Raw genomic sequence first — 25,211 nt, 5'->3', positions numbered from 1 at the left:
GCTCAGCCCACCGGCGACGGCGCCGTCGTGACCCAGCCGCCGTCGACGGTGAGGGTCTGGCCAGTGATGTACGACGACGCTGGGGAAGCGAAGAACAACACGGCGGCAGCGACATCGTCCGGCTCGCCGACCCGGCCCAGCGGCACCGTCTCCAGGTACTTGGCCCGGGCCGAGTCGTCGTCGACGATCCAGGCGCCGAGTGTGGTGCGGACGGCGCCGGGGCTGACGGCGTTGAAGCGGACGCCGCGGGAGCCCCACTCGGCGGCCAGCGCGCGGGTGGCGGCTTCGGCGCCGGCGCGGAGTCCACTGTAGACGGACAAGCCGGGCAGGCCCTGGTGGGCGGCGCCCGACGACAAGGTGACGACACTGCCACTGCCGCGCGCGGCCATGCCCGCGGCGGCGAGGCCGGACAGCACGATCGGGGCGCGCAGGTACACCGCCCAAGCCTCGTCGACGTCGGCGAGCCGTAGCCGGTCGGCAAAGCCCGCGCCTGTGCCGCTGCCTGCGTTGTTGACGAGGACGTCGACCGAGCCCGCCGCGGCGAGGATCTCGGCTGGGGCCTCCGGGCACGCCAGGTCGGCGGCGACCACGTCGGCGTCACCCGGGAGCTCGCGCGCCACCGCGGCCAGGGTCTCCGCGAACCGGCCGACCAGCACCACCCGCGCGCCCGCCTCCGACAGCACCCGGCTCACGGCGGCGCCGATCCCGCGGCTCGCTCCGGTGACGAGGGCGGTCCTGCCGGTCAGGTCGAACAGTTCGGTGATCTTCATGCGACCCACGCTAGAACCGCCGAGCCGGACGAGTGTTACCTTCGGGTCCGCAATCGTTGTCTGATCGTCCAGGAGCACCCCATGGATCCGGTGGAGGACGTGCTCACCGCGATGCGGATCGAGCAGTCGCGGTACGTGCGGATCGAGGCCGGCGCGCCGTGGGGCATCGCCTTCCACTCGCCCGAGACCACCCGCCTCGTGCTGATCGCCTCCGGTTCGTGCGTGCTCACGGGCGACGCCGTGGGCGAACCGCGCCGGCTCGCGGCGGGCGACTGCTTCGTCGTCCGCGCCGGCGCGCGGTTCACGCTCGAGGACGAGCCCGGCCGGGACCTCGTCGAATGCGAATCCCTGTTCACCGACCCGGAACGCACCGTCGCGATGCACGGCGGGAGCGGTGAACGCACCGACATCGTGTCCGGCCGGTTCTCCTTCGACGCCACCGCGGCCGCGCCGCTGTTCGCGATGCTGCCCCCGCTGTTCCTGCTCGACCTGCGCGGCGAGGCCGGGGAGCAGCTGCGCGCGACCTTCGACCTGCTCGCCCGCGAGGACGCCGCCGCGGGCCTCGGCTCCCGGCTCGTGACCAGCCGGCTCGCGGACGTGCTGTTCATCCAGGCCGTCCGCACGTTCTGCGAAACCGGAGGCGGCGACCTCGGCTGGCTCGCCGCCCAGCGCGACCCCCGCCTCGCGGCCGCCACGCGCGCGCTGCACGCCGACCTCGCGCACCCGTGGACGGTCGAAACGCTGGCCCGCGAGGCCGGCCTTTCGCGCTCGGCGTTCGCGGCCGCCTTCCGGGCCGTGGTCGGCGAGACCCCGCTGGGCTACCTCACGTCGTGGCGGCTGCACCAGGCCAAGCGGCTCCTGCGCGAGACCGACCTCAGCGTCGCGCAGATCGCCACTCGGGTGGGTTATGAGTCCAACGCCGCACTCACCCGCGTGTTCAGCCGCCGCGAAGGAACGACGCCCGGGGCGTGGCGGCGCCGGTGACCGGTCGCCCGCAAGGGAAACCGGTCACCCGCGAGATCACTGCACGGCCAGCTCCAGCGCCTCTCGCTCGACCGCTGCCTTCACTTTGTCACTGTCGACCGCGAGGTTCACGGCCCAGTAGAACACCGCCAGGCTGAACACGATCACCACCAGCAGGTCGATCCACTCCGGCAGGGCGCTGATGTTGCCCGACTCGCCGTAGCGGCCGAAGTAGCCGATGAGCACGTGGCCGGCGAGCCACGGCACGATCCACTGCGCGGCCTTCCAGTCGATCGGGATGCGTTCCAGCTTGGGGCTGGTCACACGGGCGATGAGGAACAGGCCGAAGCCGATCACCACGGCGATCATGATCTTCCACGTGGTGTCGAAACCGCTCCAGTAGATGATCAGGTTCGCGGCCACGAAGCCCGCGGGCGCCAGCACCTTCGGCATCGGCGCGCGGTACGGGCGCGGGCGGTCCGGGTCGCGCCTGCGCAGCGCGATCATCGAGACCGGGGCGAACGCGTACATCAGCGCGGTGGCCGAGGTGATCACGCTGACCAGCGACTGCCAGCTCGGGAACGGCAGGAACGCGATCTCGCCGACCACGAACGACAACCCGATCGACCAGACCGGCACCCCGCGCACGTTGAGCTTGCCCAGGCCCTTCGGCAGCGTGCGCTCGCGGCCCATCGCGTACGACAGGCGCGCCGACGTGCCGAGGTAGAGCATGCCCGTGCCGGCCGGGGAGACGAAGGCGTCGGCGTAGAGCACGTACGACAGCCAGCCGGCACCGGCGAGGGTCGCCAGCGTGGCGTACGGGCCGAAGGAGCCTTGCGCGATCGGGTTGTCCCAGCCCTTGAGCAGCGCGGCCGGGTCGAGCGCGCCGATGAACGCGACCTCCAGCAACAAGTAGACGATCGTGCCGATGACCATCGCGACGATGATCGCGCGCGACAGGTCCTTCTGCGGGTCGCGCGCCTCGCCGCCCACCTGCACGGCCTGTTCGAAGCCCTGCAACGCGAACACCACGCCGACCGGCAGCGCGGCGAAGATGCCGTGGGCACCGTGCGGCGCGAAGCCGCCGCCCGCGGTGAAGTTGCCCGGGTGGAAGCGCAGCGACAGCAGCACGACCACGGTCAGCACCGGCACCGCGGTCTTCCAGATCACCGTCGCCGAATTGCTTTCCGACAGCAATTTCACGCCGACGAGGTTGATCATCGTGAAGATCGCCATTAGCAGCGTCGCCCAGCCGAATCCGCTCGCGGTGAGCGTGCCCGAGGGACTCAGCAGATTCAGGTGTTCCTTGATCCAGGTGACGTTGTCGAGGTATTCGAGACTCGCCTCGACCTCCACCGGCGCGAGCGCCACCGCCTGCAGCCACGCGACCCAGCCGCCGACGAACCCGCCGAGCACTCCGTACGCGAGCGCGGGGTACCGGGCCGTGCCGCCGGCGACCGGGTAGGCCGCGCCGAGTTCCGCGTGGACCAGGGCAAGCGTGGCCATGATGACCGCGGTGAGCACCCACGACACGAGCGACGCGGGACCCGCCACCTTCGCCGCCTTGAGCGCGCCGAGCAGCCACCCGGAGCCGATGATCGAGCCGAGCGAAACGAACATCAGGCCGTAGAAGCCGACCGATCTGCGCATTTTCGGCGAAGTGCCCGCAGATGCGGTTTTCTGGGCGGGTTCAACCATGGATGAGCCTCGATCCGAATGTTCGGGAACTTTGTCCGAATGATTCGCGCCAGTACCTGTTTTCAGGATTTACGACAAGCCTCCGAATGCTTTTCTGACGCGATCACAACGCGCGATTCTGGCGCGCGCGCCGCCGGAGTGGAACCTTCGCCCCGTTACAAGTTAGTTTCGGTCCAGGAAACCGGACTTCCCGTGAGGTACCGACGTAGTGCTCCAGACCACACCGGAACCGGAACAATCCCGGCGCCGTCGAGGTTGATCTGCGGCAAGACCCGGAGCCAGGAGGAACTGCCGTGCCGATCACCTCGGAACCGTTGCGCAAGCTGGGATTCCTCACGATCGGGCTGTTCGACGAGGCCGATCCCGCCGCCGGCCACGAGTCGACGCTGCAGGTCATCCAGCTCGGCGAGGAGCTCGGTTTCGACAGCGCGTGGGTGCGCCACCGGCACCTGCAGTTCGGCATCTCGTCGCCCGTCGCGGTTCTGGCCGCCGCCACGCAACGCACGAGCCGCATCGAGCTGGGCACCGCGGTGATCCCCCTGGGCTGGGAAAACCCGCTGCGCCTCGCCGAAGACCTCGCCACGGTCGACGTCCTCTCCGGCGGGCGCCTCAACCCCGGCCTGAGCGTCGGCGAGCCGCGCCACTACGACCACCTCGCGCCCGCGCTGTACCCCGACACCGCGTCGGCCGAGGACTTCAGCTACCAGCGCGTGGAACGCCTCCTGGGCTTCATCCGAGGCGAGAAAGCCACGGACTTCAGTGGCACCGAGGGCATCGAGGAGTACTCGCCCCGCGTCCAGCCGCACTCCCCCGGCCTCGCCGACCGCCTCTGGTACGGCGGCGGCAGCACCCGCTCGGCCCGCTGGGCCGGCGAGCACCGCATGAACTACCTGGCCAGCAGCGTCGTGCGCGCCGAGGATCCCGACGCCACGGAGATCGACTTCGCCGCCATCCAGGCCGCGCAGATCCGCGAGTTCCGCGCCCACCACCCCCTCGGCGCCGACGCCCGCGTGTCCCAGGGCCTGGTCGTCATCCCGACCGACAGCGCGAGCCCCGAGCAGCGCGCGAAGTACAAGGCGTACGCCGCTTCCCGCCTGCCCCGCGTCGGCAAGGCCCACGGCCCCGCCCGCATGACCTTCGCGGAAGACCTGGTGGGCACGTCGGCTTCCATCGCCGAGCGGCTCTACGCGGACGCCGCGTTCCGGGAGGTGTCGGAGGTCGCATTCGCGCTGCCCTTCAGCTTCGAGCACGCCGACTACGTGCAGATCCTCACGGACATCGCCACCCGGCTGGGCCCTGAGCTGGGCTGGAAACCGGCCGCTTGAGGCCTGCCGATCGCTGCGGGGGGTGAGGAACCGGCCGGGAGGGTCGGTGCTGTCGTCCGGCGTCAGCGGCGGAAGACGACGGCCTCCCAGGGGCGGAGCTGCGCACCCACCGACGCCGGGCCCGGGTAATTGCCCAGAACGAGCGTGGCGGAAGGCCAACCGGCCACCGCGGACGGTGGTACGTCGAGCGGGGTATGCCACAAGTTGGCCAGCACCAGCAACCCGTGGTCGCCGTCCACGCGGGTGAAGGCGAACAGCCGGCGGTGATCAGGCTCCAGCAGCGAGTACCGGCCCGAAACCACCAGCGGCTCCGAATGCCGCAGAGCGATCAGACGGCGGTAGTGGGAGAACACCGACGCCGGATCGTCCACTTGGGACGCGGCATTGATCGTCGTGTGGTTGGGGTTCACGCGCAGCCACGGCGTGCCCGAAGTGAAGCCGGCCTGGGATGAGGCGGTCCACTGCATCGGGGTGCGGGCGTTGTCGCGGGAGCGCGCGCGGAGGGCGGCCAAGACCTCGACAGGGGACTGCCCCAGAGGGCCAGTCGCCTCGAAGTAGTGGTTGCGGGACTGGATGTCGGCGAAGTCGTCGATCGAGGAGAACGGCACGTTGGTCATGCCGAGTTCCTCGCCTTGGTAGACATAGGGCGTGCCGCGGTGCAGATGAAGGACGGTGGCCAACGCGGTGGCCGACAGCTCACGCCAGGGACCGTCGTCGCCCCAGCGGGAGACGATGCGGGGCTGGTCGTGGTTGTTCCAGTAGAGGCTGTTCCAGCCGCGGTCGGCGAGGCCGACCTGCCAGCGAGCGAGGGTGCGTTTCAGCGCCGCCAGGTCGAACGGCCGCACGTCCCACTTCGAGTGCCCCTGGTCGAGCTCCACGTGGTCGAACTGGAACACCATGTCGAGCTCGTGGCGCGCCGGGTCGGTGAGGAGCTCGGCATCGGAAACGGACGTACCGGGCGTCTCGCCGACCGTCAGGAGCCGGTCGGCGCGGTCGGCGAAGACCTCGCGGTGCATCTCCTGCAGGAACTCGTGTAGGCGGGGGCCGTTGGCGTACAGGGATTCCGCGTCGCCGTAGAGGTCGCCGGGGCCGAGCGGCGCATCGGGCAGTGAAACGGGCTTCGCGATGAAGTTGATGACGTCCATGCGGAAGCCGTCGACGCCGCGGTCGAGCCACCAGCGCATCATGCGGTGGATCTCCCGGCGCAGCTCCGGGTTCTCCCAGTTGAGGTCCGGCTGCTTGCGCGAAAACAGGTGCAGGTAGTACTCGCCCGAATCCGGGTCCTGCTCCCACGCCGGGCCCGAGAAGCGCGAGCCCCAGTTGTTGGGCTGGCGGCGCCACCAGTACCAGTCGTGCCGGGGGCTCGCGGGGTCGCGCGACTCGACGAACCACGGGTGCTCGTCCGAGGTGTGGTTCACCACGAGATCCATCACCACGCGGATGTCGCGCGCGTGCGCTTCGGCCAGCAGCTCGTCGAAGTCGGCGAGCGTGCCGAACACCGGGTCGATGCCGTAGTAGTCACTGATGTCGTAGCCGTTGTCGTCCTGCGGCGACGGGTACACCGGCGAAAGCCACACCACGTCGATGCCCAGCGCGCTGAGGTGGTCGAGCTTGCCGATGATGCCGCGCAGGTCGCCGACGCCGTCGCCGTTCGAGTCGGCGAAGCTGCGCGGGTAGATCTGGTACACGGTGGCGGTCTGCCACCAACGAGGCGTGTTCATTCCCCTGCTTTCCCGATAGCTCAAGCGAAAACGACGTCGTCGGCGTCGACGCGGCCCGCGTCCAGCTCCATGCCCAGGCCTGGCGCGTCCGACGGCGAAAGCACCCCGCCGGCCGGGTTCACCGGCGAAGCCAGGAACAGCTGGTGCACCTGGTTCCACTTCACCAGATCCTCCTGGTACGGCGTGTGGGCCGGTGACTGCGTCAGCGAGAAGTGCAGTGTCGCCGTCGCGGAGTGGCCGTGCGGGATCACCTGGAGGTCGTGAGCCGTGCCGTAGGCCGCGATCTTCAGCGCCTCGGAAAGCCCGCCGCACCAATACAGGTCGGGCTGCAGCACGTCCAGCGCGCCGGCGTCCACGAACCGCCGGAAACCCCAGCGCGTGTACTCGTGCTCCGCCCCCGCGAGCGGCACCGCCAGCCGCTGCCGCAGCAACGCGTAGCCGTCTATCCGGTCCGGCATCACCACTTCCTCGAGCCACCGCGGCCGGAACTCGGCGATCCGCGAAGCCAGCTCCGTCACGTAGGTGACGTCCATCGACTGCCAGCAGTCGAACATCAGGTCGTAGTCCTCGCCGACGGCCTCGCGCAGCGTCCGGACGAGAGCGACGTTCGCGCGCAGCCCCTCGTACCCGCTCGCCGGGCCGTGGCGGAAGAACCACTTCTGCGCCCGGTACCCGCGGTCCCGGAACTCCACGGCCCGCTCGCGCACGCGGTCCAGGTCCTGCACCGCAAAGCCGAGCATCGACGCGTACGCCGGCACCTCGTCCCGCGTCGGCCCGCCGAGCAGGCGGTACACCGGCTGCCCGAGCCACTTGCCGCGCAGGTCCCACAACGCGTTGTCCACCGCGCTGATCGCCAGCATCGGCTGGCCGCCGCGTCCGTGCACCTGCGCGCGGTGCAGCTGGTCCCACAGCTTCTCCCCCGCGATCGGGTCGCGGCCGAGCAGCAGCGGCCGCAGCTCGTGCGCCACCAGCCACGCCACCGTCTCCGGCACGGGGCCGGCGCGCCCGACCAGGCCCTCGTCGGTCTCGATCTCCACGAAGAACGTGGTGATCTCGAACCCGCCGGGCCGCTGCACGCCGCCCTCGTGGTCGTCGCGGGCGCGATACTCGGGGTAGACGTCGAGCGGGCGGACCAGCCGTTCCTCCCACAGGTCGCCGTCGGTAGGCAGCACACCCTTCAGCCGCCGCAACCGCACTTCGGCGATACGCACGTCAGACCTCCTGCTTCGAAGGCACAGTCACCAAGGCCCGTCGCGCCGGCCGCCAGACGAGCAGGATCACCGTGACCGCCAGGATCGCGACCACCGCCATCGCGGCAAGCCACAGCAGGCCGCCGTCGAAGCTGCCGGTCTTCGCGTCGATCGCCCCGATCACGGCCGGGTTCACGACACTCGAGAGGTTGCCGAGCGCGTTGATCAACGCGATGCCACCCGCGGCCGCCGCCCCGGTGAGGATCGCCGTCGGCAGTCCCCAGAACGTCGGCAGCACGCCGAAGACGCCGAACGCGGCCACGCACAGCGCGACGAGCTTCACCACCGGCGCGTCGAACACCGCCGACGCGACCAGCCCGACCAGCGACACGCCGAGCGCGATGTACAGGCTCGTCGCCCGCAGCCCCGGCCGGTCGGCCAGGCGCCCGAGCACCAGCATGCCGATGAGCCCGAACACGTACGGGATCGCGGCGACGAACGTGGTCGCGGTGTTCCCGAGCCCGAACGGCTTGAGGATCTGCGGCAGGAACGTCGACACCGCGCCGTTGAGGTTCGTCAGGCCGTAGTACGCCACGGCGAACATGAGCACCTTCGGGCTCAGCAGCGTCTTCAGCACCTTGCGCCGGGTGCTGCCGCGCTCGCCCAGCGCCTCGCGTTCGGCGGCCTCGCGGGCGAGAGTGCCGGTGAGCCAGGCGCGTTCCTCCTCGTCGAGGAACTTCGCTTTGTCCGGGCTCTTCGGCAGCAGCCACGGCATCATGATCCCCATCAGCACGGCGGGCACACCCTCGATCAGGTACACCCACTGCCAGCCGTGCAGGCCGAGCCGGCCTTCGAGATTGAGGATCAGACCCGACAGCGGCGTGCCGATGATCAGGGCCACCGGGATGCCGGCGGTGAACGTCGCCATGATGCGGCCGCGGTGCGCGGCGGGGAACCACAGCGTCAGGTAGAAGATCACGCCCGGGAAGAAGCCGGCCTCGGCCGCGCCCAGCAGGGCGCGCGCGACGTAAAGGCTCGGCACGTCCCACACCAGCGCGTGGGCGGCGGAGATGATCCCCCAGGTCACGAGGATGCGCGCGATCCACCAGCGGGCTCCGAACCTGGCCATCGCGAGGTTCGAGGGCACCTCGAGCAGCACGTACGGCACGAAGAACACACTCGCGGCGAACCCGAACGCGGTGGCGCCGATCCCGAGGTCGGCGTTCATCGTGAGCGCGGCGACCCCCAGGTTCGCGCGGTCGATGATCGCCAGGAAGTAACCGATGATCAAGACGGGCAGCAGTCTCAGCGACAGCTTCCGCACCACACGTGACTCGAGCATGAATCCTCCGCCCACGAGCAACCGGACGCCTCGGCGCGTCCGCCGGAAACGTTACCGGAAACGTTTCCGGTACGCCAGTGAGTGATCGACCCGCGATACTGTGAGCGACAACCTGAAGGGACGGGGGGACGCATGGGCCGGGTCGGGATCCGGGAGCTGGCGGCCGAGCTCGGCATGTCGATCAGCACCGTGTCGCGCGCGATGAACTCCCGCGGCGAGGTCAGCGACGCCACGCGCGAGCGCGTCCGCTCGGCCGCGGAGCGCCTCGGCTACCAGCCGAACCAGTCCGGCCGCACGCTGCGCCGCGGCGAGACCGGCACGGTCGCGCTCGTGATGCAGACCAACACCGCGCGCACCGCGATGGGCGAGACGTTCTACTTCAGCGTCTGCGACGGCCTGCAGCAGGAGCTCGCGAAACGCTCGATGGACCTGGTGCTGCTGCCGGTCGGGCCGGCCAAGGACCCCTACCGGTACCTGGTCAACGCCGTCGACCGGCACATCGCCGACGCGTACGTCATCTCCAACACCCACCGCGTCGACCGGCGGGTGGAGCTGCTCACCGAGCGCGGCGTGCCGTTCGTGGCGCTCGGCCGCGGCGGACCCGAGGGTCACGCGTGGCTCGACCTGGACTTCGAGGGCGTCGCGGCGGAGACGGTGGAGCGGCTCGTGGCCGCCGGGCACACGCGGATCGCGCTGGCCTACGACGACGGAGACGTCAACAGCACCTGGGAGTACACCCGCGGCTGCCGGCAGGCGCTGGCCGCGCACGGGCTCGAGCCCGCCGCCGAGATCCGCCTGCCCGACACGCCCGAGGGCGGCGGGCTGCTCGCCGAACGCCTGCTGGCGATGGCGCCGGCGCCGACGGCCGTGATGCTGGCGCAGGAGACACTCGCGCTCGGGCTCTACCGGCGCTTCGCCGAGGCCGGTGTGCGGCCGGGCGCGGACCTGGCCGTGGTGGGGTTCCGCAAGAACCCGGTGTGCGATTACCTCGTGCCGTCGCTGACCACGTTCGCGGTCTCACTGGAGGCGTACGGGCGGCGGCTCGGCGAGATCGTGCTCGCCCGCGTCGCCTCGGCGAAGGACCCGGTGCAGGAGGTCTGGCCGATGACGATCTCTCCCGGCGACAGCGACACCGCTCCCCCGCGCGTCGCCGAACGGCTGGGCTGAGCCGGGTCGTCCACTTCGGACGGCCCGGCTCCCCGGCTCGGTCGGCTCGCGTTCAGTCAGCCCAGTAGAGCCGCATCGGGTTGTCCACCAACAGCTTCTGCCGCGCTTCGGCGCTCGGTGCGATGCGGGGCACGAAGTCGACCAGCGTGCCGTCGTCGGGCATGTGGCTCTTCATGTTGGGGTGCGGCCAGTCGGTGCCCCACAGGACGCGGTCCGGGAACTCCTCCACGAGCGCGCGGCCGAAGGGCACCACGTCGTCGTACGGCGGTCCGGCCACCGTGAGGCGTTCCGGGCCGGTGACCTTCACGTGGAAGTTCGGGTGCTCGCGCAGCAGGGTGCGGAAGCGGCCGAACTCCGGGCCGTCGACGGGTTTCGTCACGTCCGGGCGGCCCATGTGGTCCACCAGGACCGTGGTCGGCAGCGAGGTGAACAGGTCCCACTTCTCGGCGAGGTCCGCGGCCTCGAAATAGATCACGATGTGCCAGCCCAGCGGCGCGATCCGCGCGACCAGGTCGTGGTAGTACGCGTCGGGCTTCGGGTCCACGAGCCGGCGGACGAAGTTCAGCCGGATGCCGCGCACGCCGGCCGTGTGCAGCCGGGCGAGCTCCTCGTCGGACTCGGTGCCGCGGATCGTCGCGATGCCGCGGGAGCGCTCGCCCGCCGCGTCGAGCGCGTCGACCAGAGCGCTGTTGTCGGCACCGTGGCAGGTCGCCTGCACGATCACCTGGCGCTCGATGCCCAGGAAGTCGCGCAGGGCGAACAGCTTCTCCTTGCCGGCGTCGGTCGGCGTGTACTTGCGTTCCGGCGCATAGGGAAACTTGTCGCCCGGGCCGAACACGTGCGTGTGCACGTCGACGGTGCCCGGCGGAAGCACGAAGGCCGGCTTCGACGGGTCGGGGTCGTAGGAGAGCCAGCCGGGGTCGGCCGTGAACGCGCTCACACGCCCCTCGCCTTCAGCGCCTGGTCCAGGCGCGGGTAGACGCGGCGCACGTTGCCCTCGTACACCTTCGTCTTGTCCTCATCGGACAGTCCGAGCGCGTCGACGTAGCGGCGGGTGTCGTCGAAGTGGTGCCCGGTGCGCGAGTCGATGCCCCGCACGGCACCGACCATCTCCGAGCCGAACAGCACGTTGTCCACGTTGATCACGTCGAAGAGCAGGTTGATGCCCGGCTGGTGGTACACGCACGTGTCGAAGAAGACGTTCGGCATGACACCTTCGTCGGGCTCCGGGCGGCCGAGCATGTCGGCGAGCCCGCGGTAGCGGCCCCAGTGGTACGGCACCGCTCCGCCGCCGTGCGGGATCACGAAGCGCAGTGCCGGGAAGTCGGTGAACAGGTCCGACTGCAGGAACTGCATGAACGCCGTGGTGTCGGCGTTGAGGTAGTGCGCGCCCGTGGCGTGGAAGCTCGGGTTGTCCGAGGCCGACACGTGCACCATGGCCGGCACGTCGAGCTCCACCATGGCTTCGTAGAACGGATACCAGCTCTTGTCGGTGAGCGGCGGCGCGGTCCAGTGCCCGCCGCTCGGGTCGGGGTTGAGGTTGCAGCCCACGAACCCGAGCTCCTCCACGCAGCGGCGCAGCTCGGCCACGGAGTGCTCCACCGGGACTCCCGGCGACTGCGGCAGCTGGCAGACGCCGACGAACTTCTCGGGGTAGAGCGTGGTGACGCGGTGGACGAGGTCGTTGCACACCCGCGCCCACTCGGTGCTCACGGCCTCGTCACCGATGTGGTGGCCCATCGCCGACGCGCGCGGCGAGAACACCGTGAGGTCCACGCCGCGGTCGGCCATCAGCCCGAGCTGGCCCTGCACCGATTCGCGCAGCTCGTCGTCGCCGATCTCCGGGTACGCCGGAGCGGCGGTCCCCGCGTCGTACGCGGCGCGCTGCGCGTCCCGCCAGCTCGTGTGGGCCGCGGGCACGGTCGTGTAGTGGCCGTGACAGTCGATGATCACTCGGTGTCGCCTTTCGCGTCTTCTTCGGACATTCGCGTGCGGACCGCGTCGAGCAGCGGCAGCAGCCGCGACTCCAGGTCGCCGAGGTCTGCGGGCCGGTGGGCCGCCGCCCAGTCCTGGCGGCGTGCGATCGCTTCCGCCATCACGGGCTCGACGCCGGTCTCGGCCACGGTCACGGCGGCTTCCCGCAGCTCCTCGGCCCGGCGGACGCCGTGCTCCAGCGAGCGGGAAATCATGTATGCGGCGAGGCTCTCCCAGTCGTCGCTGGGCAGCAGGTTCGACAGCGACCCGAGGACGCGTCCCTCCACGCCCCACTCGCGCGCGGCGAGCAGCGACTCGGTGAGCAGGGCTTCGACGCCCTTGATCACCACGGAACGGCAGAGCTTGGTGGCCGCGGCCCGGCCGACCACGTCGGCGTAGACCTCCAGCCCGGTGAAGCCGAGCGGACGCGCGAACTCCGCGAACTCCGCCGCGTGCGGGCCGCCGAGCAGCATCGGGGCCGCGAGCCGCTTGGGGTTGATGGGCGACATCACGGCGGCCTCGACGTAGCGGCCGCCGGCCTTCTCGATCACCTCGGCGGAGGCCTGCTTCTGGCCGGGTGCCGCGGAGTTGAGGTCGAGGAACCAGCAGCCGGCGGGCAGCCCGTCGACGATCGACTTGGCCGCGGTGAGGTCGTTGGCCGCGGTCACGGCACTGATCACCAGATCGGCTTCGCGAACGGCGTCGTGCGCGTCCACAGCGGACACCAGCCCGAACCGTTCGGCGTTGCGCGCCGCGGCGCTCGACGGATCCGCCAGCGCCACGTCCCACGCCGCGAGGTCCACCCCGGTGAGGTCTTCCGCCAGCACGGAACCCACCTCACCGAGGCCCAGCAACGCGATCGTCGTCACGCTGTCACCGCCTTCGGCTGCGGCTGGCCCGCGGCCGCGACGCCGAGGTCGACGTCCTTGGTCTCCGGGCCGATCAGCGAGCCGACGAACACGAGCGCGCCACCGAGCACGAGCAGGGCCGCGGCGGTGAGGCCCGACGGCATGATGTGCCCGAGCCAGTCCTGGTAGTAGGCGTAGAACGAGGTCAGGATCAGCGGCATGCTGTAGCCGAGACCGAAGCCGCTGCCGCGCACGGCGGGCGGGAACCGCTCGCACAGGTACGACGGCGTGACGGCGAACGTGCTGCCACCCGAGATCCGGATCACGAAGGTCAGCAACAGCACCGCGCCGAAGCCCGACCACCAGCCGAGGCTGATCGTGGCGAACGCGGCGGAGCAGACCACGCCGATGCCGATGCCGGACCACGCGAGGAACTTGCGCCGGCCGATCTTCTCCGACAACGCACCCAGGAACGGGAACAGCACGGAATGGATTGCCTGCACGATCACGAGCGCCGCCGTCACCTGCTGCGCCGACACGTGCGCCTGGAACTGCAGCGCACTGGGCAGCAGGCCGGAAGCGAGGTTCGAGGCGAACCAGATGCCGCTCATGATCACGAACACCTGGAGGAACTGCTTGCGAGAGGAACCCACGAGCACGTCGCGGATCGGCGTGCGCGACTTCTTCGCCGACTTCCACGTCTCGGACTCCTCGACGGTGCGCGAGAAGTACCAGCAGAACACCGCGCACAGCAGCGCGCCCACGAGGAACGGCACGCGCCAGCCCCACTGGGAGTAGGCCGAGTTCACGCCACCGGAGGGCGCGATGCGCAACATCACGAAGGTCACCAGCGAAATGGCGCAGTACGAGATCGGGAAGCCCATGCCCACGAGGCCGCCGTACCAACCGCGTTTGCCGGTCGGGACCGCCTCCATGGCGAGCGGGGTGGCGCCGGTGTACTCGCCGCCGAGGAACACGCCGTCGATCAGGCGCAGCACCACCAGCAGCACCACGCCGAGCAGGCCCACGGCGTGGTAGCCGGGCAGCAGCGCGATGAGCAGCGTGCAGATGCCGCAGCCGGTGATCGACCACAGCGTCACGCGGCGGCGGCCGACCTTGTCGGCGAGGCGGCCGAAGATCATCGAGCCGAGCGGCCGCCCGAGCAGGGTGGCCACGAAGATCAGCGAAGTGATCACGGCCCGGCTGCCCGCGGAAACGGAGGGCGGGAGGAAGTAGTTCATCGCGGGCGTCAGCGCCACCACCGGCAGATACACGTCGAACATGTCGACGAAGAAGCCGAAGGAGGCGCCGATGACGGCGTTGCGGGTCGAAGTCTTGGCCCCCGAGGCGGCGGGCGGTGACGTGGCCGGTCCGGTCATCGTCGTGATCATCTCCTGTCGTGCCGGGCGCGTCATCGCGGCCGGAGTGGTCCGAGGGAAGGTAACTCGTGGACCCGGATCGTCACAAGAGTCGTCTACGAAATTGTTGACAATCTCGTATGGGATGCTTAGCGTCATCCATCGAAGAGAGGAGCCGGGATGCCCACCACGCCGAAGGAAGGGGAGGTCGGCAAGCACGCCGCGCTCGACGCGCTGCGGGCCGCCCTTTTGGCGGGCGACGTCGTCCCGGGGCAGCGCCTGGTGGAGGCCGAGCTGGCCGAAACCTTCGGCGTCACGCGCGCGAGCATGCGGGCCGCCCTGATCGACCTGACCGCGGAAGGCCTGGTGGAGCGTATTCCGCACCGCGGGGCCCGGGTGCGGGTGGTGTCGATCGAGGAGGCCGTGGCCATCACCGAGTGCCGCATGGTGCTCGAAGGCCTGTGCGCGGCCAAGGCGGCCGAGAAGGTAAGCGACGACGAGATCGACTCGCTGCGTGAGCTGGCGAAGCGGCTGCAGGCCGCCGTCGACGAGGGCGAGTCGATGAAGTACTCCGAGCTGAACCGCGAGCTGCACCGCACGGTGCGGGAGATCGCGGGTCAGTCCGTGGCGGCGGAGCTGCTGGAGCGGCTCCACGGCCAGATCGTCCGCCACCAGTTCCGGCTCGCCATGCGCGCGGGCCGGCCGCACGTATCGCTGCCCGAGCACCTGGCGATCATCGACGCGATCGCCCGCCGCGACCCGGACGCCGCCGAGCAAGCGGCCCGGGCGCACCTGCGCAGCGTGATCACCGCGCTGCGCGAGACCGACAACTGAGCGATGGAGCAGGCTGAATGAACAACGTGGTGGTGACCGACGTCCCCCGGGCGCCCGGCGGCAAGATCGACGAGCTGGCCGGCTTCGGGGTCGCCACGGTGCACGAGGCGCTCGGGCGCGTCGGCTACGTCGGCACCGAGCACCGCCCGCTGCACCGCGGCTCCCGCATCGGCGGTTCGGCCGTGACGGCGCTGTGCTGGCCCGGCGACAACATGATGATCCACGCCGCGGTCGAGCAGTGCCAGCCGGGCGACATCCTCGTCGTCACCACCGCTTCCCCTTCGACCGACGGGATGTTCGGCGAGCTGCTCGCCACGTCGCTGGTGTCGCGCGGCGTGCGGGGTCTCGTGATCGACGCGGGCGTGCGTGATGTTGCGGAGCTCAAGGAAATGGGCTTCCCGGTGTGGTCGCGGGCGATCAGCGCGCAGGGCACTGTGAAGGCGACGGCCGGTTCGGTCAACGTGCCGGTGACCGTCGGCGGACAGACCATCCACGCCGGCGACGTGATCCTGGCCGACGACGACGGCGTGCTGCGAGTCGCGCAGATCGACGTCGAACGGGGCATCACCGCTTCGAAGGCGCGTCTGGCCAAGGAGGAAGCCACACGGGCGGCCCTCGCCGGCGGTGAGCTGGGGCTCGACCGCTACGGGCTGCGCGAGAAACTCACTTCGCTGGGCGTGCGGTGGGTGACCGCCGAGGAGTACGCGAAGGAGCAGGCGTGACGACCACCGACGAACTCCCTCCCGCGGAGGCGGCATGAACGCCGTCCCCTGCCTGCTGATGCGCGGCGGCACGTCCAAGGGCGCGTACTTCCGCGCCGAGGACCTGCCCGCCGACGCGGCGGAGCGCGACGACCTGCTGCTGCGCATCATGGGCAGTCCCGACCCGCGCCAGATCGACGGCATCGGCGGCGCCCACCCGCTCACCAGCAAGGTGGCCGTGGTGTCGCCGAGCACGACGCCCGGCGCGGACGTCGACTACCTGTTCCTGCAGCTCGGCGTGGCCGAGGCGACCGTGACCGACCGGCAGAACTGCGGCAACCTGCTCGCGGGCGTCGGCCCGTTCGCGGTGGAACGTGGCCTCGTGCCGGCCGGCGACGGCGAGACGACCGTGCGGATCCGGATGGTCAACTCGGACAGCACCGCCGTCGCCCGCTTCCCCACTCCCGGCGGGGTCGTCGACTACATGGGTGACACGGCGATCTCCGGCGTGCCCGGTACCGCGGCGCCGGTGGTGCTCGACTTCGCCGACACCGCCGGCTCGACGGGCCACGGCCTGCTCCCGACCGGGCACCTCGTGGACACTGTGGACGGTGTGCCGGTGACCTGTGTGGACAACGGCATGCCGGTGGTCGTCGCGCGGGCCGCCGACTTCGGGCTCACCGGCTACGAAACGCCTGAGCAGCTCAAGGCCGACACCGCGCTGCGGGACCGGATCCAGTCGCTGCGATTGCGGGCGGCCGAGCTGATGGGCCTCGGCGACGTGCGCGACAGCTCGGTCCCGAAGACCACGCTCGTCGCGCCGCCCGTCGACGGTGGCACGATCTGCACCCGCACGTTCATCCCGCTCGAACCGCACACGTCGATCGGGGTGCTCGGGGCCGTCAGCGTGGCCACGGCGCTCCTGCTGGACGGCGCCGTCGGGCACGAGCTGGCGAAGCTGCCCGGCACCTCGCGCATCGACGTCGAGCACCCGACCGGCCACCTGCAGGTCGAGGTCGAGGTGGACCCGGGCGAGACCCCGCCGCGGGTGCGCCGCAGCGGGGTCGTGCGCACGGCCCGGAAGCTGTTCGACGGCACGGTTTTCCCGCGCTGACGCCTTCCCCGGGGGTGCCGCTCAGGCGCCCCTGGGGAAAGCGTGCCTGCGGCCGCCGACCACCGCGACCGCCGCGAAGACCAGCAGCACCAATGAAGCCCACGTGATCGACGCCGTGCCCAGGCTCGCGATCAAGAGCCCGCCGACGAGCCCGCCGAGAGCGATCGAGCCGGAGAAGAACGAGATCACGATCGACTGCGCGACGTCGGCGGCTTCGGCCGTCGCGGTGATCGCGCCGCCGATGAACAGGCTCGGCGAACTGCCGAACGCCAGGCCCCACGCCGCGGCGGCGAGGTAGACGAGCGCGGGCACATCCGAGAGCACCGCCAGGACCAGCACGCTCACCGCGAACAGCAGTGTGCTCGCGACGATCAGCTTGCGCAGGTGGTGGTCGATGTGCGCGCCGACCACGCCCACGCTCAGCACCGACGTGACACCGAAGGCGAACAGCACCCACCCGGCCTGGCTCTCCATGCCGGCAAAGCGCAGGAAGTCGGTCACGTAGGTGTAGAGGATGTTGTGCGCCACCATGTACGTGGTGAGCGCGAACAGGATCGTGCGCAGCCCGGGCATCGCGAGGACCTGGCGGAGCGTGAAGCGTTCGTGGCCCGCTTGGCCGGGCAGGTTCGCGAGGTTCACCACGAACCAGAGCATGTTCAGCACGCTCAGCGCCGCCGAGACCCAGAACGCCGTCTGCCAGCCGCCGAAGGTGCTCAGCCACGTGCCCACCGGCACGCCGAGGGCCAGCGAGATCGGCGTGCCCGCCAGCGCGATGGCGATGGCACGGCCCTGCACGCGCGGCGGCGACAGGCGCGCGGCGTACCCGGCGAGCTGCGTCCAGACCAGCGCGGTGCCGAGGCCGGCGACGAAGCGGATCACCATCGTGAGGGTGTAGTCGGTGGACAACGCGGTGAGCGCGTTGGTGATCGCGACGGTGCCCAGGGCGACCTGCAGCACGGTCTTACGCGACCACTTCGCGGTCAGGCGCGAGAGCGGGATCGCGGCGAGCGCGGTGGCGGCGGCGTAGATCGTGACGATCTGGCCGGTGGCCGCGACGCTCGTGTGCAGGGTCCGGCTGATTTCCGGCAGCAGACCGGCGGGCAGGCACTCGGTGAGGATGCCGATGAACCCGGCGAGGAAGAGGCCGAAAAGGGCCTTGCCCGGGAGCCGGTCCCGGCCACGCGCGGTGGCGGGCGAAGTTGTGGTTGTCTCGGTCATCTCACTGATCCCTCTCATTGGTGCCGGGCCGCTCGGCGGGCACTGTTCACTGTGCGCCGGGCCCGAGGGGTTACCCAGGTGCCCGTTTCGCGTACGTCCCGCGTGCCTACTACTGGCAGGGACAGGCTCAGGAGCAGCGATTAGTCGGTTCGGGCGCGATACTGAGGGACATGGCCACGCACCCCCGCACCGAGCAGGCGCTGGATCCACGCGCGGAGCTGAGCGAGTTCCTGCGCTCACGGCGCGCCCGCCTGAAGCCGGCCGATGTGGGCCTGCCCGAGTACGGCCGGCGCCGGCGCGTGCCGGGGTTGCGGCGTGAGGAGCTGGCGCAGCTGGCCGGGGTTTCCGTCGCGTACTACACGCGGCTGGAGCAGGGCAACGGCCGCAACGTCTCGCTCGAAGTGCTGACTGCGATCTCCACCGCGCTGAACCTGTCGGAGACCGAACACGCGCACCTGCTGCACCTGGCCAAGCCCCAGCAGCGCAAACGGCCCGCGCCGCGGCAACGGCAGCAGGTGCGGCCCGTGCTGCAGACGATGCTCGACGCGATCGAGAGCGTGCCCGCGTACGTGTGGGGCCGCCGCACCGACGTGCTCGCCTGGAACAGCACGGCGTCGGCACTCTTCGGCGACTGGGCCGCGCGGGCGCCGGAAGACCGCAACTGGGCCCGCATCGTTTTCCTCGATCCGGCCGCGCACAGCCTGTACGCGGACTGGCGCACCAAGGCGGCCGACGTCGTCGGGCAGCTGCGGCTCGACGCCGGGCAGCATCCGAACGACCCGCTGCTCACCGAGCTGGTCGGGGAACTGTCGGTGAAGAGCGACGAATTCCGCACGCTGTGGGCCGCGCGCGACGTGAAGCGCAAGACGCACGGAACGATGCGGTTGCGGCACCCCCTCGTGGGTGAGCTGACGTTGTCCTACGAGACGTTCACGCTGCCCGAGGACCAGGACCAGGCGTTGTCGGTGTACCACACCGAGCCCGGTTCGAAGTCGCAGGAAGCGTTGCGGCTGCTGGCGAGCTGGGGCCCGGACGCGGCCGCCGCGGTCGATCACGCTCGCGCGTCGGAGGCTTCGAACCACTAGCCTGGACCGCGTGACCTCCGACTACACGTCCACAGTGGACATCGCCCGGCCCGCCGGCGACGAGCGCACCGCCGAGCAGTGGGCGCGAGCCGTCTGGGAAGACGCGCCGGCGCCGCTGCGGGCGTTCCTGCGCGTGGGCTGGCGGTGCCTTGGCCTGCGGACCCAGCCCGGGCCGGGCCGGGTGCTCGGCTGGACGGTCGTGAGCTCCGAACCCGGCAGCGTGGTGCTCGAAGCGCCGTCGGCGTTGGTGACCACGCGCAATTCCGTCGACGTCGGCTCGCGGGTGCGCTGGACCACCACCGTGCGGTTCGACCGTGCGCCGGCCCGGGCGTTGTGGGCACTCGCGGCGCCGATCCACGCGGTGGTCATCCCGTGGCGGCTGCGCGAGGCCGCCCAGCGCGGCAGCGGATGGCACCGGCTGGTGACGACGTTTCAGCGCCGCATCGGCAACCCCGTGCTGTCACGGCTGCCCGGCCAGGTCCTGCTGGAAACCACGGGCCGCACGTCGGGTCTCCCCCGCCGCACGCCCGTCGGCGGCCGGCGCACCGGCGACGAGTTCTGGCTGGTGTCGGAGTTCGGCACCCGCTCGCAGTACGTCCGCAACCTGCAGGCCGACCCGCGCGTCCGCGTGCGGCTTCGCGGGCGCTGGCACCGCGGGACCGCCCACGTCCTCCCCGACGACGACGCCGTGGCCCGGCTGAAGTCGTTGCCGCGCTTGAACAGCGCCGGGGTGCGGACCTTGGGCAACAACCTGCTGACGGTGCGCGTCGACCTGGAGTGAGCGCTAGCGGGCCAGCCGTTCGGCGAGCCATTTGAGGGCCGGCGGGTAGCGGTAGTCGATGCCGCCGTGGCCGGCGTCAAAGAGCTCGAAGTGCAGGCGGTCCTCGGGCAGGCCGGCCTTGAGGAGCTCGTCGCGGAACGCGGCGGCGCCGAGGTCGAGGAACCACTCGTCGCGGGTGCCGGCGTCGATCCAGACCGAGTCCAGGGAGCGCAGCGTCTCGGCGTGCGCGGGAGCCATGCGGACCGGGTCCCACGCGAGCCAGCGGTCCCAGACGTCCGGTTTGAGCACACCGGTCACCGGGTCGAAGGGCAACTCGGGCGTGCCGTCCTCGCGCGCGGAGAAGCACGCGGCGACGCCGAGGGCCACGAGCAGCGACTCGTCACCCGGTTTGGTGAACGCCGGGCGTGAGCGGAAGTCGTCCCACCAGCGGAAGATGTCGTGGTCGTACTCGCGCAGCACGCGCGCGGCCTTGCCGAACTCGGGCACGTAACTGAGCTCGTAGAGCGTGTCTCCGGCGTGCGTGGCGAGCGCGCCGAACAGATCGGGGCGCAGCATCGGCGTGATCATCGCGCCGAAGCCGCCGGACGACTTGCCGGTGATCGCGCGTGACTCGCGCGCGGGGATGGTGCGGTAGTGCGCGTCGACCCACGGCACGATCTCGTCGCAGAGGTACGAGTGGTAGCGGCCGGTGCCGGGTGAGTCGACGAACTGCGAGCCGCCGTAGGAGGTCCAGGCGTCGACGTAGACCACGACGCAGGGCGGCGCGCCGTCGGCGAACACCGCGTCGGCCGTTTCGAGGTACGGCTGACGGAACGCGGTGCGGTTGGCCCACATCGTGACCTGGCCGGTGTAGCCCTGGATCACGTAGATCACCGGGTAGCGCGCCTCGGAGTCGTCGTAGCCAGGCGGGACGTACACCCACAGGGGCCGCTCGTGCGGGTCGCCGAGCGGGTTGTCCCGCAGCAGCTCCGAGGTGATCGTGTGACGGTCGAGCCGGCCGGCGAGCGGGGCATCCCAGGGCAGCATGGCGACAGTCAACCAGGTCCGCGCGGTGAGTGGCGGCGTTCCACAGTGGATTCGGGCCCGTTCCGGGTTCTTGACACACGCGAGTTTGCCCGACCATGCTCGCGTCCGGGCGTGGTGCCCCCTCGACGGTGGGAGGCACGGCGGGCCATGACGGTTCTCGGGTGGCTGCGAAGCCGGGACAACAACCTCTCGGCGCTGCGCCGCACGGGCCGGGCCGCGATCATCCTGCCGTCGCTGTTCGCGGTCGGGAACCTGGTGCTGGGCAGCGCGCTGACGGGCCTGTTCGCGTCCGTCGGCTCGGTGGCGCTGCTGCTGTTCGTCGACTTCGGCGGGCCGATCCGCGACCGCGTGTTCGCGCAGGGCGCGCTCGTGCTCGCCGGCGGCTTCCTGATCTCGCTGGGCACGCTGGTGTCGCGGGTCGTCTGGCTCGCGGCGGTGACCACGGTGGTGGTGGCGTTCGTGGTGCTGTTCGCCGCAGTGGTGAGCTCCGTGATCGCCAGTGCGACGACGTCGCTGCTCGTGTCGTTCATCCTGCCCGCGACGCTGCCCGGCTCGCTCGCCACGCTGCCCGACCGGCTGCTCGGTTGGGGCATGGCGGGGGTCGTGTCGATGGCCGCCATCGCCGTGCTGTGGCCCTCGCCGGTACGCAACCCGCTGCGGATCGCGACGGCCCGCGCGTGCGCGTTGCTGGCGCAGCGGCTGCGGACCGAGGTCGAGTGCGTGCGCTGCGGATTCCTGCCGAACCTGGTGGCGCAGGTCGACGACATCGTCGCGGAGTCTAGTGCCGCCGTCGCCGCGCTGCGGGACTCGTTCTTCGGCACGCCCTACCGCCCGACGGGGCTGACGACCTCGACGCGCACGCTCGTGCGGCTCATCGACGAGGTCGTGTGGCTCGAGGAGATCCTGGCGCGGATGCCCGTCGCCGAAGGTCACGGCGCCACGACGGCGGCGGTGTCGGAGGTCAAGCTGGCCGCCGCCGTGCTGCTCGACCACGGCGCGGGGCTGCTGAAGGCGGTGGCTTCGGCGCCCGACGACCTGGTGGCCGAGCTCGCGCGGTTGCGGGACGCGCGCGGGGAGATGGAAGCCACCGCGACGTCGGCGCTGCCGGACCCGGACACCGCGGAGTTCGTGACGTCGCTCGAACCGAGTTTCCGCGCCCAGGAGATGAGCTTCGCGATCTCGGAGATCGCGCAGAACATCGAGCTGACCGTGGCGGCGCGGCGGCGGACCTGGTGGGAGCACCTGATCGGGCGGCGCCCGGACGGCGCCGGTTCGGCGTTGTCGTCGGTGCAGGAGCGGACCGGCGCGCACGTCGCCTGGAACTCGGTGACGCTGCACAACAGCCTGCGCGGCGGCATCGCGCTCGGGGCGGCCGTGCTGATCGCGGAGCTGACCGGGGTGGAGCACTCGTTCTGGGTCGCGTTCGGCACGATGGCCGTGCTGCGGTCCAACGCGCTGAGCACCGGGCAGAGCGCGGTGCGGGCGCTGCTCGGCACGGTCGCGGGAATCGTGGTCGGCAGCGTGCTGATCCTGCTGCTCGGCCACGACACGGCGGTGTTCTGGGCGCTGCTGCCGATCGCGGTGGTGTTCACCGGGCTCGCGCCCGCCGTGATCTCGTTCGCCGCCGGGCAGGCCGGGTTCACGGTCGTGCTGTTGCTGCTGTTCTCGCTCATCCAGCCGGCCGGGCTGCGGATCGGGCTGGTGCGGGTGGAGGACGTGGCGATCGGGTGCGCCGTGAGCCTCGTGGTGGGGTTCGTGTTCTGGCCGCGCGGCGCCGCGGCCGAGCTGCGGCGCGCCGTGGCGGACGGGCTCGCCGACAGCGCCCGCTACCTGCGCGGCGCCGTCGAGTACGGCGTGAGCCGCTGCGACGCGCTGGTCCCCGCGACCGCCGAGCCCGGCGACGAGAACCGCCGCGCCGCCGCCGCGGCCCGCCGCCTGGACGACGCCTTCCGCGTGTTCCTCACCGAGCGCGGCCCGAAGCACGTGCCCCTGGCCGACGTCGCGGCGATGATCACGGCCGTCGCGGTCCTCCGCTTGACGGCGGAGGCCGTGCTGGACCTGTGGCGCCGCGAGACCGGCGGCGCCGTCGGCGACCGCACCGCCGCGCGGCTGGAGGTCCTCGCGGCGAGCGACGAACTGGCCCGCTGGTACGAAGCCACCGCCGACGCCCTCACCGGCTCCGGCATCGTCCCGCCGCTGAAGTCCCGCGACCCGGCCGCCGACGCGCGCCTCCTGACGGCCGTCCACCGCGACCTCTCCGGCGACGACCACCAGGGCACCGCGACCGCCGTGAAGATGATCTGGACCGCCGACCACCTCGACGCGGCCCGCCGCCTGCAGCCCACCCTGGTCGGCCCGGTGACGACCGCTGCGCGGCATTCGTCGTTGATGAGCTGAGGAGCGCTACTCCGTCGCCTTCCCCACCAGCGTCGCGAGCCCCTTGCCCAGCGCCCCCACCGCGGCCGCGCTGCCGTCGCCCAGGTTGTGGCGCTCGGCGAGCCACGTGGCGTCGTTGTAGGTGACGTGGACGGCGCCCTGGTCGTCTTCCCAGGCGAGCGCCTTCAGCGGCAGATCGAGGCCGCTCGTGGGGCCGTCGGCGAGCAGCGGGGTGCCGCCGCGGCCGTGGCCGAACACCAGCAGCTGCATGGGCCGAAGCTCGAGGCCCGCGGCGACCGCGTTGGCCGCGTGGTCGATGCGCGCGAACACGATCAGCCCCGCGTTCTCGGCCAGCTCCACGAGCCGGTCCACGGTCTCCCCCACCGGCCGGCTGCTCGCGACCGTCACCAGGCCTTCTCCCGCCATCACCACTCCCTCGTCCACGCCGGGTTCCCGCGTGGACGCTACTCCCCCGCGTTATTCCCGATCGGGCGGGAAAACCCCGGCTTTCCCAATGGCTGGTTCCGGCTGCCGCACCCGCGTGTCCCGGCGCACACTGCGAAGGCAGGCCGAGCGGAAAGGACGCGCACATGGCAGGTGGACCCTTGCTCGCCGTCGCACTGGAGGGAGCCGGCTGGCACCCGGCGGCGTGGCGGGAGCCGGCGGCACGGCCGGCCGAGCTGCTCACGGCCGGGTACTGGACCGGCCTGGTGCAGGAGGCCGAAGCGGCGAAGCTGGATTTCGTCACCTTCGAGGACTTCCTGTCCCTGCGCGCCGACGCCCGCGGCCCGTTCGAGGACCGCACCGACGTCGTCCAGGGCCGGCTCGACGCGGTGCTCATCGCCTCGCGCGTCGCACCGGTGACCTCGCGCATCGGCCTGGTGCCGACGGCTGTGGTCACCCACACGGAGCCGTTCCACCTGTCGAAGGCCATCGCGACGCTCGACTACGTCAGCGGCGGCCGGGCGGGCGTGCGCGTGCAGGTGTCGCGCCACGAGGAGGAGTACCGCAACTTCGGCCGTCGCGAACCGGCCGACGCCGCGGACCTGTTCGACGAGGCCGCGGACTACGTCGAGGTGCTGCGCCGGCTCTGGGACAGCTGGGAGGACGACGCGGAGATCCGCGACGTCGCCACCGGCAGGTTCGTCGACCGCGAGAAACTGCACTACATCGACTTCGAGGGCCGCTGGTTCTCGGTGAAGGGCCCGTCGATCACGCCGCGGCCGCCGCAGGGCCAGCCGCCCGTCGCCGCCTTGGCGCACAACGACCGTGCTTACCGGCTGGCCGACAAAGCCGCCGACCTCGTGTACGTGACACCGCAAGACCGGGCGGACGTCACGAAAATCCGCGCCGCCGTGGACGAGCGCCTGCGAGTGTTCGCCGACCTCGTGGTGTTCCTCGACGACAAGCCGGGCGCCGCCGCCGACCGCAAGGCGCGCCTCGACGACCTCGCCGGCACCGAGTACACCTCCGACGCGCACGTCTTCACCGGCACGCCCGCCGAGCTCGCCGACCTGCTGCTCGACTGGCACGCCGCCGGCCTGACCGGGTTCCGGCTGCGACCGGGCGCGCTGCCCGACGACCTCACCGCCGTCACGCGCGGACTCGTGCCCGAGCTGCGCGGGCGCGGCGCGTTCCGCCACGACTACGAAGCCGCCACGCTGCGGGGCCTGCTCGGCCTGCCCCGCCCCGCGAACCGCTACGCCGCCTGAGGAGGGAC

At 71.2% G+C, this 25,211-nt stretch carries 22 protein-coding genes; 10 read left to right on the top strand and 12 right to left on the bottom strand.

The genetic code is table 11. The features are described from left to right. Positions 1–2 precede the first annotated feature (2 nt). Positions 3–770 carry an SDR family NAD(P)-dependent oxidoreductase gene (locus tag K1T34_RS43580; protein WP_220240481.1) on the bottom strand — a complete coding sequence of 256 codons (768 nt, stop codon included), beginning with the start codon at positions 768–770 and terminating at the stop codon, positions 3–5. An 81-nt stretch (positions 771–851) separates the two neighbouring features. Between K1T34_RS43580 and K1T34_RS43575 the strand changes: the two genes are divergently transcribed. After that, positions 852–1,754, top strand: a complete 903-nt coding sequence (locus K1T34_RS43575; protein WP_220240480.1) for an AraC family transcriptional regulator — start codon at positions 852–854, stop codon at positions 1,752–1,754. A gap of 36 nt (positions 1,755–1,790) precedes the next feature. Here the strand turns inward: K1T34_RS43575 and K1T34_RS43570 are convergent, their stop codons facing one another. Continuing rightward, positions 1,791–3,383: an APC family permease gene (locus K1T34_RS43570; RefSeq protein ID WP_255638003.1), complete on the bottom strand. Its 1,593-nt coding sequence runs from the start codon at positions 3,381–3,383 to the stop codon at positions 1,791–1,793. A 341-nt stretch (positions 3,384–3,724) separates the two neighbouring features. On the opposite strand from K1T34_RS43570, the gene K1T34_RS43565 reads away from it, so the two are divergent. After that, on the top strand, positions 3,725–4,756 hold the full coding sequence (locus K1T34_RS43565) for an LLM class flavin-dependent oxidoreductase (RefSeq protein WP_220240479.1): 1,032 nt from the start codon (positions 3,725–3,727) through the stop codon (positions 4,754–4,756). A gap of 62 nt (positions 4,757–4,818) precedes the next feature. Here the strand turns inward: K1T34_RS43565 and K1T34_RS43560 are convergent, their stop codons facing one another. From K1T34_RS43560 to K1T34_RS43550, 3 genes are read right to left on the bottom strand one after another with little or no spacing between them, the layout of a single operon-like run. Next, positions 4,819–6,477, bottom strand: a complete 1,659-nt coding sequence (locus K1T34_RS43560) for an alpha-glucosidase (RefSeq protein WP_220240478.1) — start codon at positions 6,475–6,477, stop codon at positions 4,819–4,821. A 20-nt stretch (positions 6,478–6,497) separates the two neighbouring features. Then, positions 6,498–7,688, bottom strand: a complete 1,191-nt coding sequence (locus tag K1T34_RS43555) for an enolase C-terminal domain-like protein (RefSeq protein WP_220240477.1) — start codon at positions 7,686–7,688, stop codon at positions 6,498–6,500. Between the two features lies 1 nt (position 7,689). Beyond that, positions 7,690–9,009 (bottom strand): MFS transporter, encoded by a 1,320-nt coding sequence (locus K1T34_RS43550; RefSeq protein WP_220240476.1) that lies wholly within the window; start codon positions 9,007–9,009, stop codon positions 7,690–7,692. A 132-nt stretch (positions 9,010–9,141) separates the two neighbouring features. On the opposite strand from K1T34_RS43550, the gene K1T34_RS43545 reads away from it, so the two are divergent. Then, positions 9,142–10,176 (top strand): LacI family DNA-binding transcriptional regulator, encoded by a 1,035-nt coding sequence (locus tag K1T34_RS43545; protein ID WP_220240475.1) that lies wholly within the window; start codon positions 9,142–9,144, stop codon positions 10,174–10,176. Between the two features lie 52 nt (positions 10,177–10,228). Here K1T34_RS43545 and K1T34_RS43540 read toward each other — a convergent pair whose 3' ends face one another. From K1T34_RS43540 to K1T34_RS43525, 4 genes are read right to left on the bottom strand one after another with little or no spacing between them, the layout of a single operon-like run. After that, positions 10,229–11,116 carry an amidohydrolase family protein gene (locus tag K1T34_RS43540; protein ID WP_220240474.1) on the bottom strand — a complete coding sequence of 296 codons (888 nt, stop codon included), beginning with the start codon at positions 11,114–11,116 and terminating at the stop codon, positions 10,229–10,231. Next, complete coding sequence (locus K1T34_RS43535; RefSeq protein ID WP_220240473.1) at positions 11,113–12,129, bottom strand: amidohydrolase family protein; 1,017 nt, start codon at positions 12,127–12,129, stop codon at positions 11,113–11,115. Before K1T34_RS43535 ends, K1T34_RS43540 begins: the two co-directional genes overlap by 4 nt. Further along, entirely contained in the window at positions 12,126–13,019 is an 894-nt protein-coding gene (locus K1T34_RS43530) for an NAD(P)-dependent oxidoreductase (RefSeq protein WP_220240472.1), read from the bottom strand. Before K1T34_RS43530 ends, K1T34_RS43535 begins: the two co-directional genes overlap by 4 nt. Beyond that, positions 13,016–14,377: an MFS transporter gene (locus K1T34_RS43525; RefSeq protein WP_220240471.1), complete on the bottom strand. Its 1,362-nt coding sequence runs from the start codon at positions 14,375–14,377 to the stop codon at positions 13,016–13,018. The genes K1T34_RS43530 and K1T34_RS43525 overlap by 4 nt, the downstream gene beginning before the upstream one ends. A 159-nt stretch (positions 14,378–14,536) precedes the next feature. On the opposite strand from K1T34_RS43525, the gene K1T34_RS43520 reads away from it, so the two are divergent. Genes K1T34_RS43520 through K1T34_RS43510 form a run of 3 tightly spaced genes read left to right on the top strand, consistent with a single transcriptional unit; the run spans position 14,537 to position 17,005 of the window. Beyond that, positions 14,537–15,190 carry a GntR family transcriptional regulator gene (locus K1T34_RS43520; RefSeq protein WP_220240470.1) on the top strand — a complete coding sequence of 218 codons (654 nt, stop codon included), beginning with the start codon at positions 14,537–14,539 and terminating at the stop codon, positions 15,188–15,190. 17 nt (positions 15,191–15,207) lie between these two features. Continuing rightward, complete coding sequence (locus K1T34_RS43515) at positions 15,208–15,912, top strand: 4-carboxy-4-hydroxy-2-oxoadipate aldolase/oxaloacetate decarboxylase (protein WP_220240469.1); 705 nt, start codon at positions 15,208–15,210, stop codon at positions 15,910–15,912. Between the two features lie 34 nt (positions 15,913–15,946). Further along, on the top strand, positions 15,947–17,005 hold the full coding sequence (locus tag K1T34_RS43510) for a 4-oxalomesaconate tautomerase (protein WP_220240468.1): 1,059 nt from the start codon (positions 15,947–15,949) through the stop codon (positions 17,003–17,005). A 21-nt stretch (positions 17,006–17,026) separates the two neighbouring features. Here K1T34_RS43510 and K1T34_RS43505 read toward each other — a convergent pair whose 3' ends face one another. Continuing rightward, complete coding sequence (locus K1T34_RS43505; protein ID WP_220240467.1) at positions 17,027–18,223, bottom strand: MFS transporter; 1,197 nt, start codon at positions 18,221–18,223, stop codon at positions 17,027–17,029. A 170-nt stretch (positions 18,224–18,393) separates the two neighbouring features. Here K1T34_RS43505 and K1T34_RS43500 point away from each other — a divergent pair, with 170 nt between their 5' ends. Beyond that, a complete protein-coding gene (locus K1T34_RS43500) occupies positions 18,394–19,308 on the top strand; it encodes a helix-turn-helix domain-containing protein (RefSeq protein WP_255638002.1) in 915 nt (304 codons plus the stop codon). 10 nt (positions 19,309–19,318) lie between these two features. Then, entirely contained in the window at positions 19,319–20,089 is a 771-nt protein-coding gene (locus K1T34_RS43495; RefSeq protein WP_220240466.1) for a nitroreductase/quinone reductase family protein, read from the top strand. A gap of 3 nt (positions 20,090–20,092) precedes the next feature. Here the strand turns inward: K1T34_RS43495 and K1T34_RS43490 are convergent, their stop codons facing one another. Next, entirely contained in the window at positions 20,093–21,115 is a 1,023-nt protein-coding gene (locus K1T34_RS43490; RefSeq protein ID WP_220240465.1) for an alpha/beta hydrolase family protein, read from the bottom strand. Between the two features lie 147 nt (positions 21,116–21,262). Here K1T34_RS43490 and K1T34_RS43485 point away from each other — a divergent pair, with 147 nt between their 5' ends. After that, complete coding sequence (locus K1T34_RS43485) at positions 21,263–23,512, top strand: FUSC family protein (RefSeq protein ID WP_220240464.1); 2,250 nt, start codon at positions 21,263–21,265, stop codon at positions 23,510–23,512. 6 nt (positions 23,513–23,518) lie between these two features. Here K1T34_RS43485 and K1T34_RS43480 read toward each other — a convergent pair whose 3' ends face one another. Then, the gene (locus tag K1T34_RS43480) at positions 23,519–23,935 is read right to left on the bottom strand and encodes a DUF302 domain-containing protein (RefSeq protein ID WP_255638001.1); all 417 of its coding nucleotides are present in this window, start codon (positions 23,933–23,935) and stop codon (positions 23,519–23,521) included. Between the two features lie 146 nt (positions 23,936–24,081). On the opposite strand from K1T34_RS43480, the gene K1T34_RS43475 reads away from it, so the two are divergent. After that, positions 24,082–25,203 carry an LLM class flavin-dependent oxidoreductase gene (locus tag K1T34_RS43475; protein WP_220240463.1) on the top strand — a complete coding sequence of 374 codons (1,122 nt, stop codon included), beginning with the start codon at positions 24,082–24,084 and terminating at the stop codon, positions 25,201–25,203. The last annotated feature ends 8 nt before the right edge of the window (positions 25,204–25,211 follow it).

It is taken from the genome of Amycolatopsis sp. DSM 110486 (assembly GCF_019468465.1).
Lineage (GTDB): Bacteria > Actinomycetota > Actinomycetes > Mycobacteriales > Pseudonocardiaceae > Amycolatopsis.
The sequence above is the reverse complement of the archived record's forward strand: the minus strand, read 5'-3'. Positions and strand labels throughout refer to the sequence as shown.

Coding starts and splice junctions, on each gene's coding strand:
- K1T34_RS43545 (WP_220240475.1), top strand. CDS start 9,142: ATGGGCCGGGTCGGGATCCGGGAGCTGGCGGCCGAGCTCGGCATGTCG.
- K1T34_RS43515 (WP_220240469.1), top strand. CDS start 15,208: ATGAACAACGTGGTGGTGACCGACGTCCCCCGGGCGCCCGGCGGCAAG.
- K1T34_RS43490 (WP_220240465.1), bottom strand. CDS start 21,115: ATGCTGCCCTGGGATGCCCCGCTCGCCGGCCGGCTCGACCGTCACACG.
- K1T34_RS43575 (WP_220240480.1), top strand. CDS start 852: ATGGATCCGGTGGAGGACGTGCTCACCGCGATGCGGATCGAGCAGTCG.
- K1T34_RS43550 (WP_220240476.1), bottom strand. CDS start 9,009: ATGCTCGAGTCACGTGTGGTGCGGAAGCTGTCGCTGAGACTGCTGCCC.
- K1T34_RS43510 (WP_220240468.1), top strand. CDS start 15,947: ATGAACGCCGTCCCCTGCCTGCTGATGCGCGGCGGCACGTCCAAGGGC.
- K1T34_RS43505 (WP_220240467.1), bottom strand. CDS start 18,223: ATGACCGAGACAACCACAACTTCGCCCGCCACCGCGCGTGGCCGGGAC.
- K1T34_RS43525 (WP_220240471.1), bottom strand. CDS start 14,377: ATGACCGGACCGGCCACGTCACCGCCCGCCGCCTCGGGGGCCAAGACT.
- K1T34_RS43560 (WP_220240478.1), bottom strand. CDS start 6,477: ATGAACACGCCTCGTTGGTGGCAGACCGCCACCGTGTACCAGATCTAC.
- K1T34_RS43570 (WP_255638003.1), bottom strand. CDS start 3,383: ATGCGCAGATCGGTCGGCTTCTACGGCCTGATGTTCGTTTCGCTCGGC.
- K1T34_RS43475 (WP_220240463.1), top strand. CDS start 24,082: ATGGCAGGTGGACCCTTGCTCGCCGTCGCACTGGAGGGAGCCGGCTGG.
- K1T34_RS43520 (WP_220240470.1), top strand. CDS start 14,537: ATGCCCACCACGCCGAAGGAAGGGGAGGTCGGCAAGCACGCCGCGCTC.
- K1T34_RS43485 (WP_220240464.1), top strand. CDS start 21,263: ATGACGGTTCTCGGGTGGCTGCGAAGCCGGGACAACAACCTCTCGGCG.
- K1T34_RS43500 (WP_255638002.1), top strand. CDS start 18,394: ATGGCCACGCACCCCCGCACCGAGCAGGCGCTGGATCCACGCGCGGAG.
- K1T34_RS43580 (WP_220240481.1), bottom strand. CDS start 770: ATGAAGATCACCGAACTGTTCGACCTGACCGGCAGGACCGCCCTCGTC.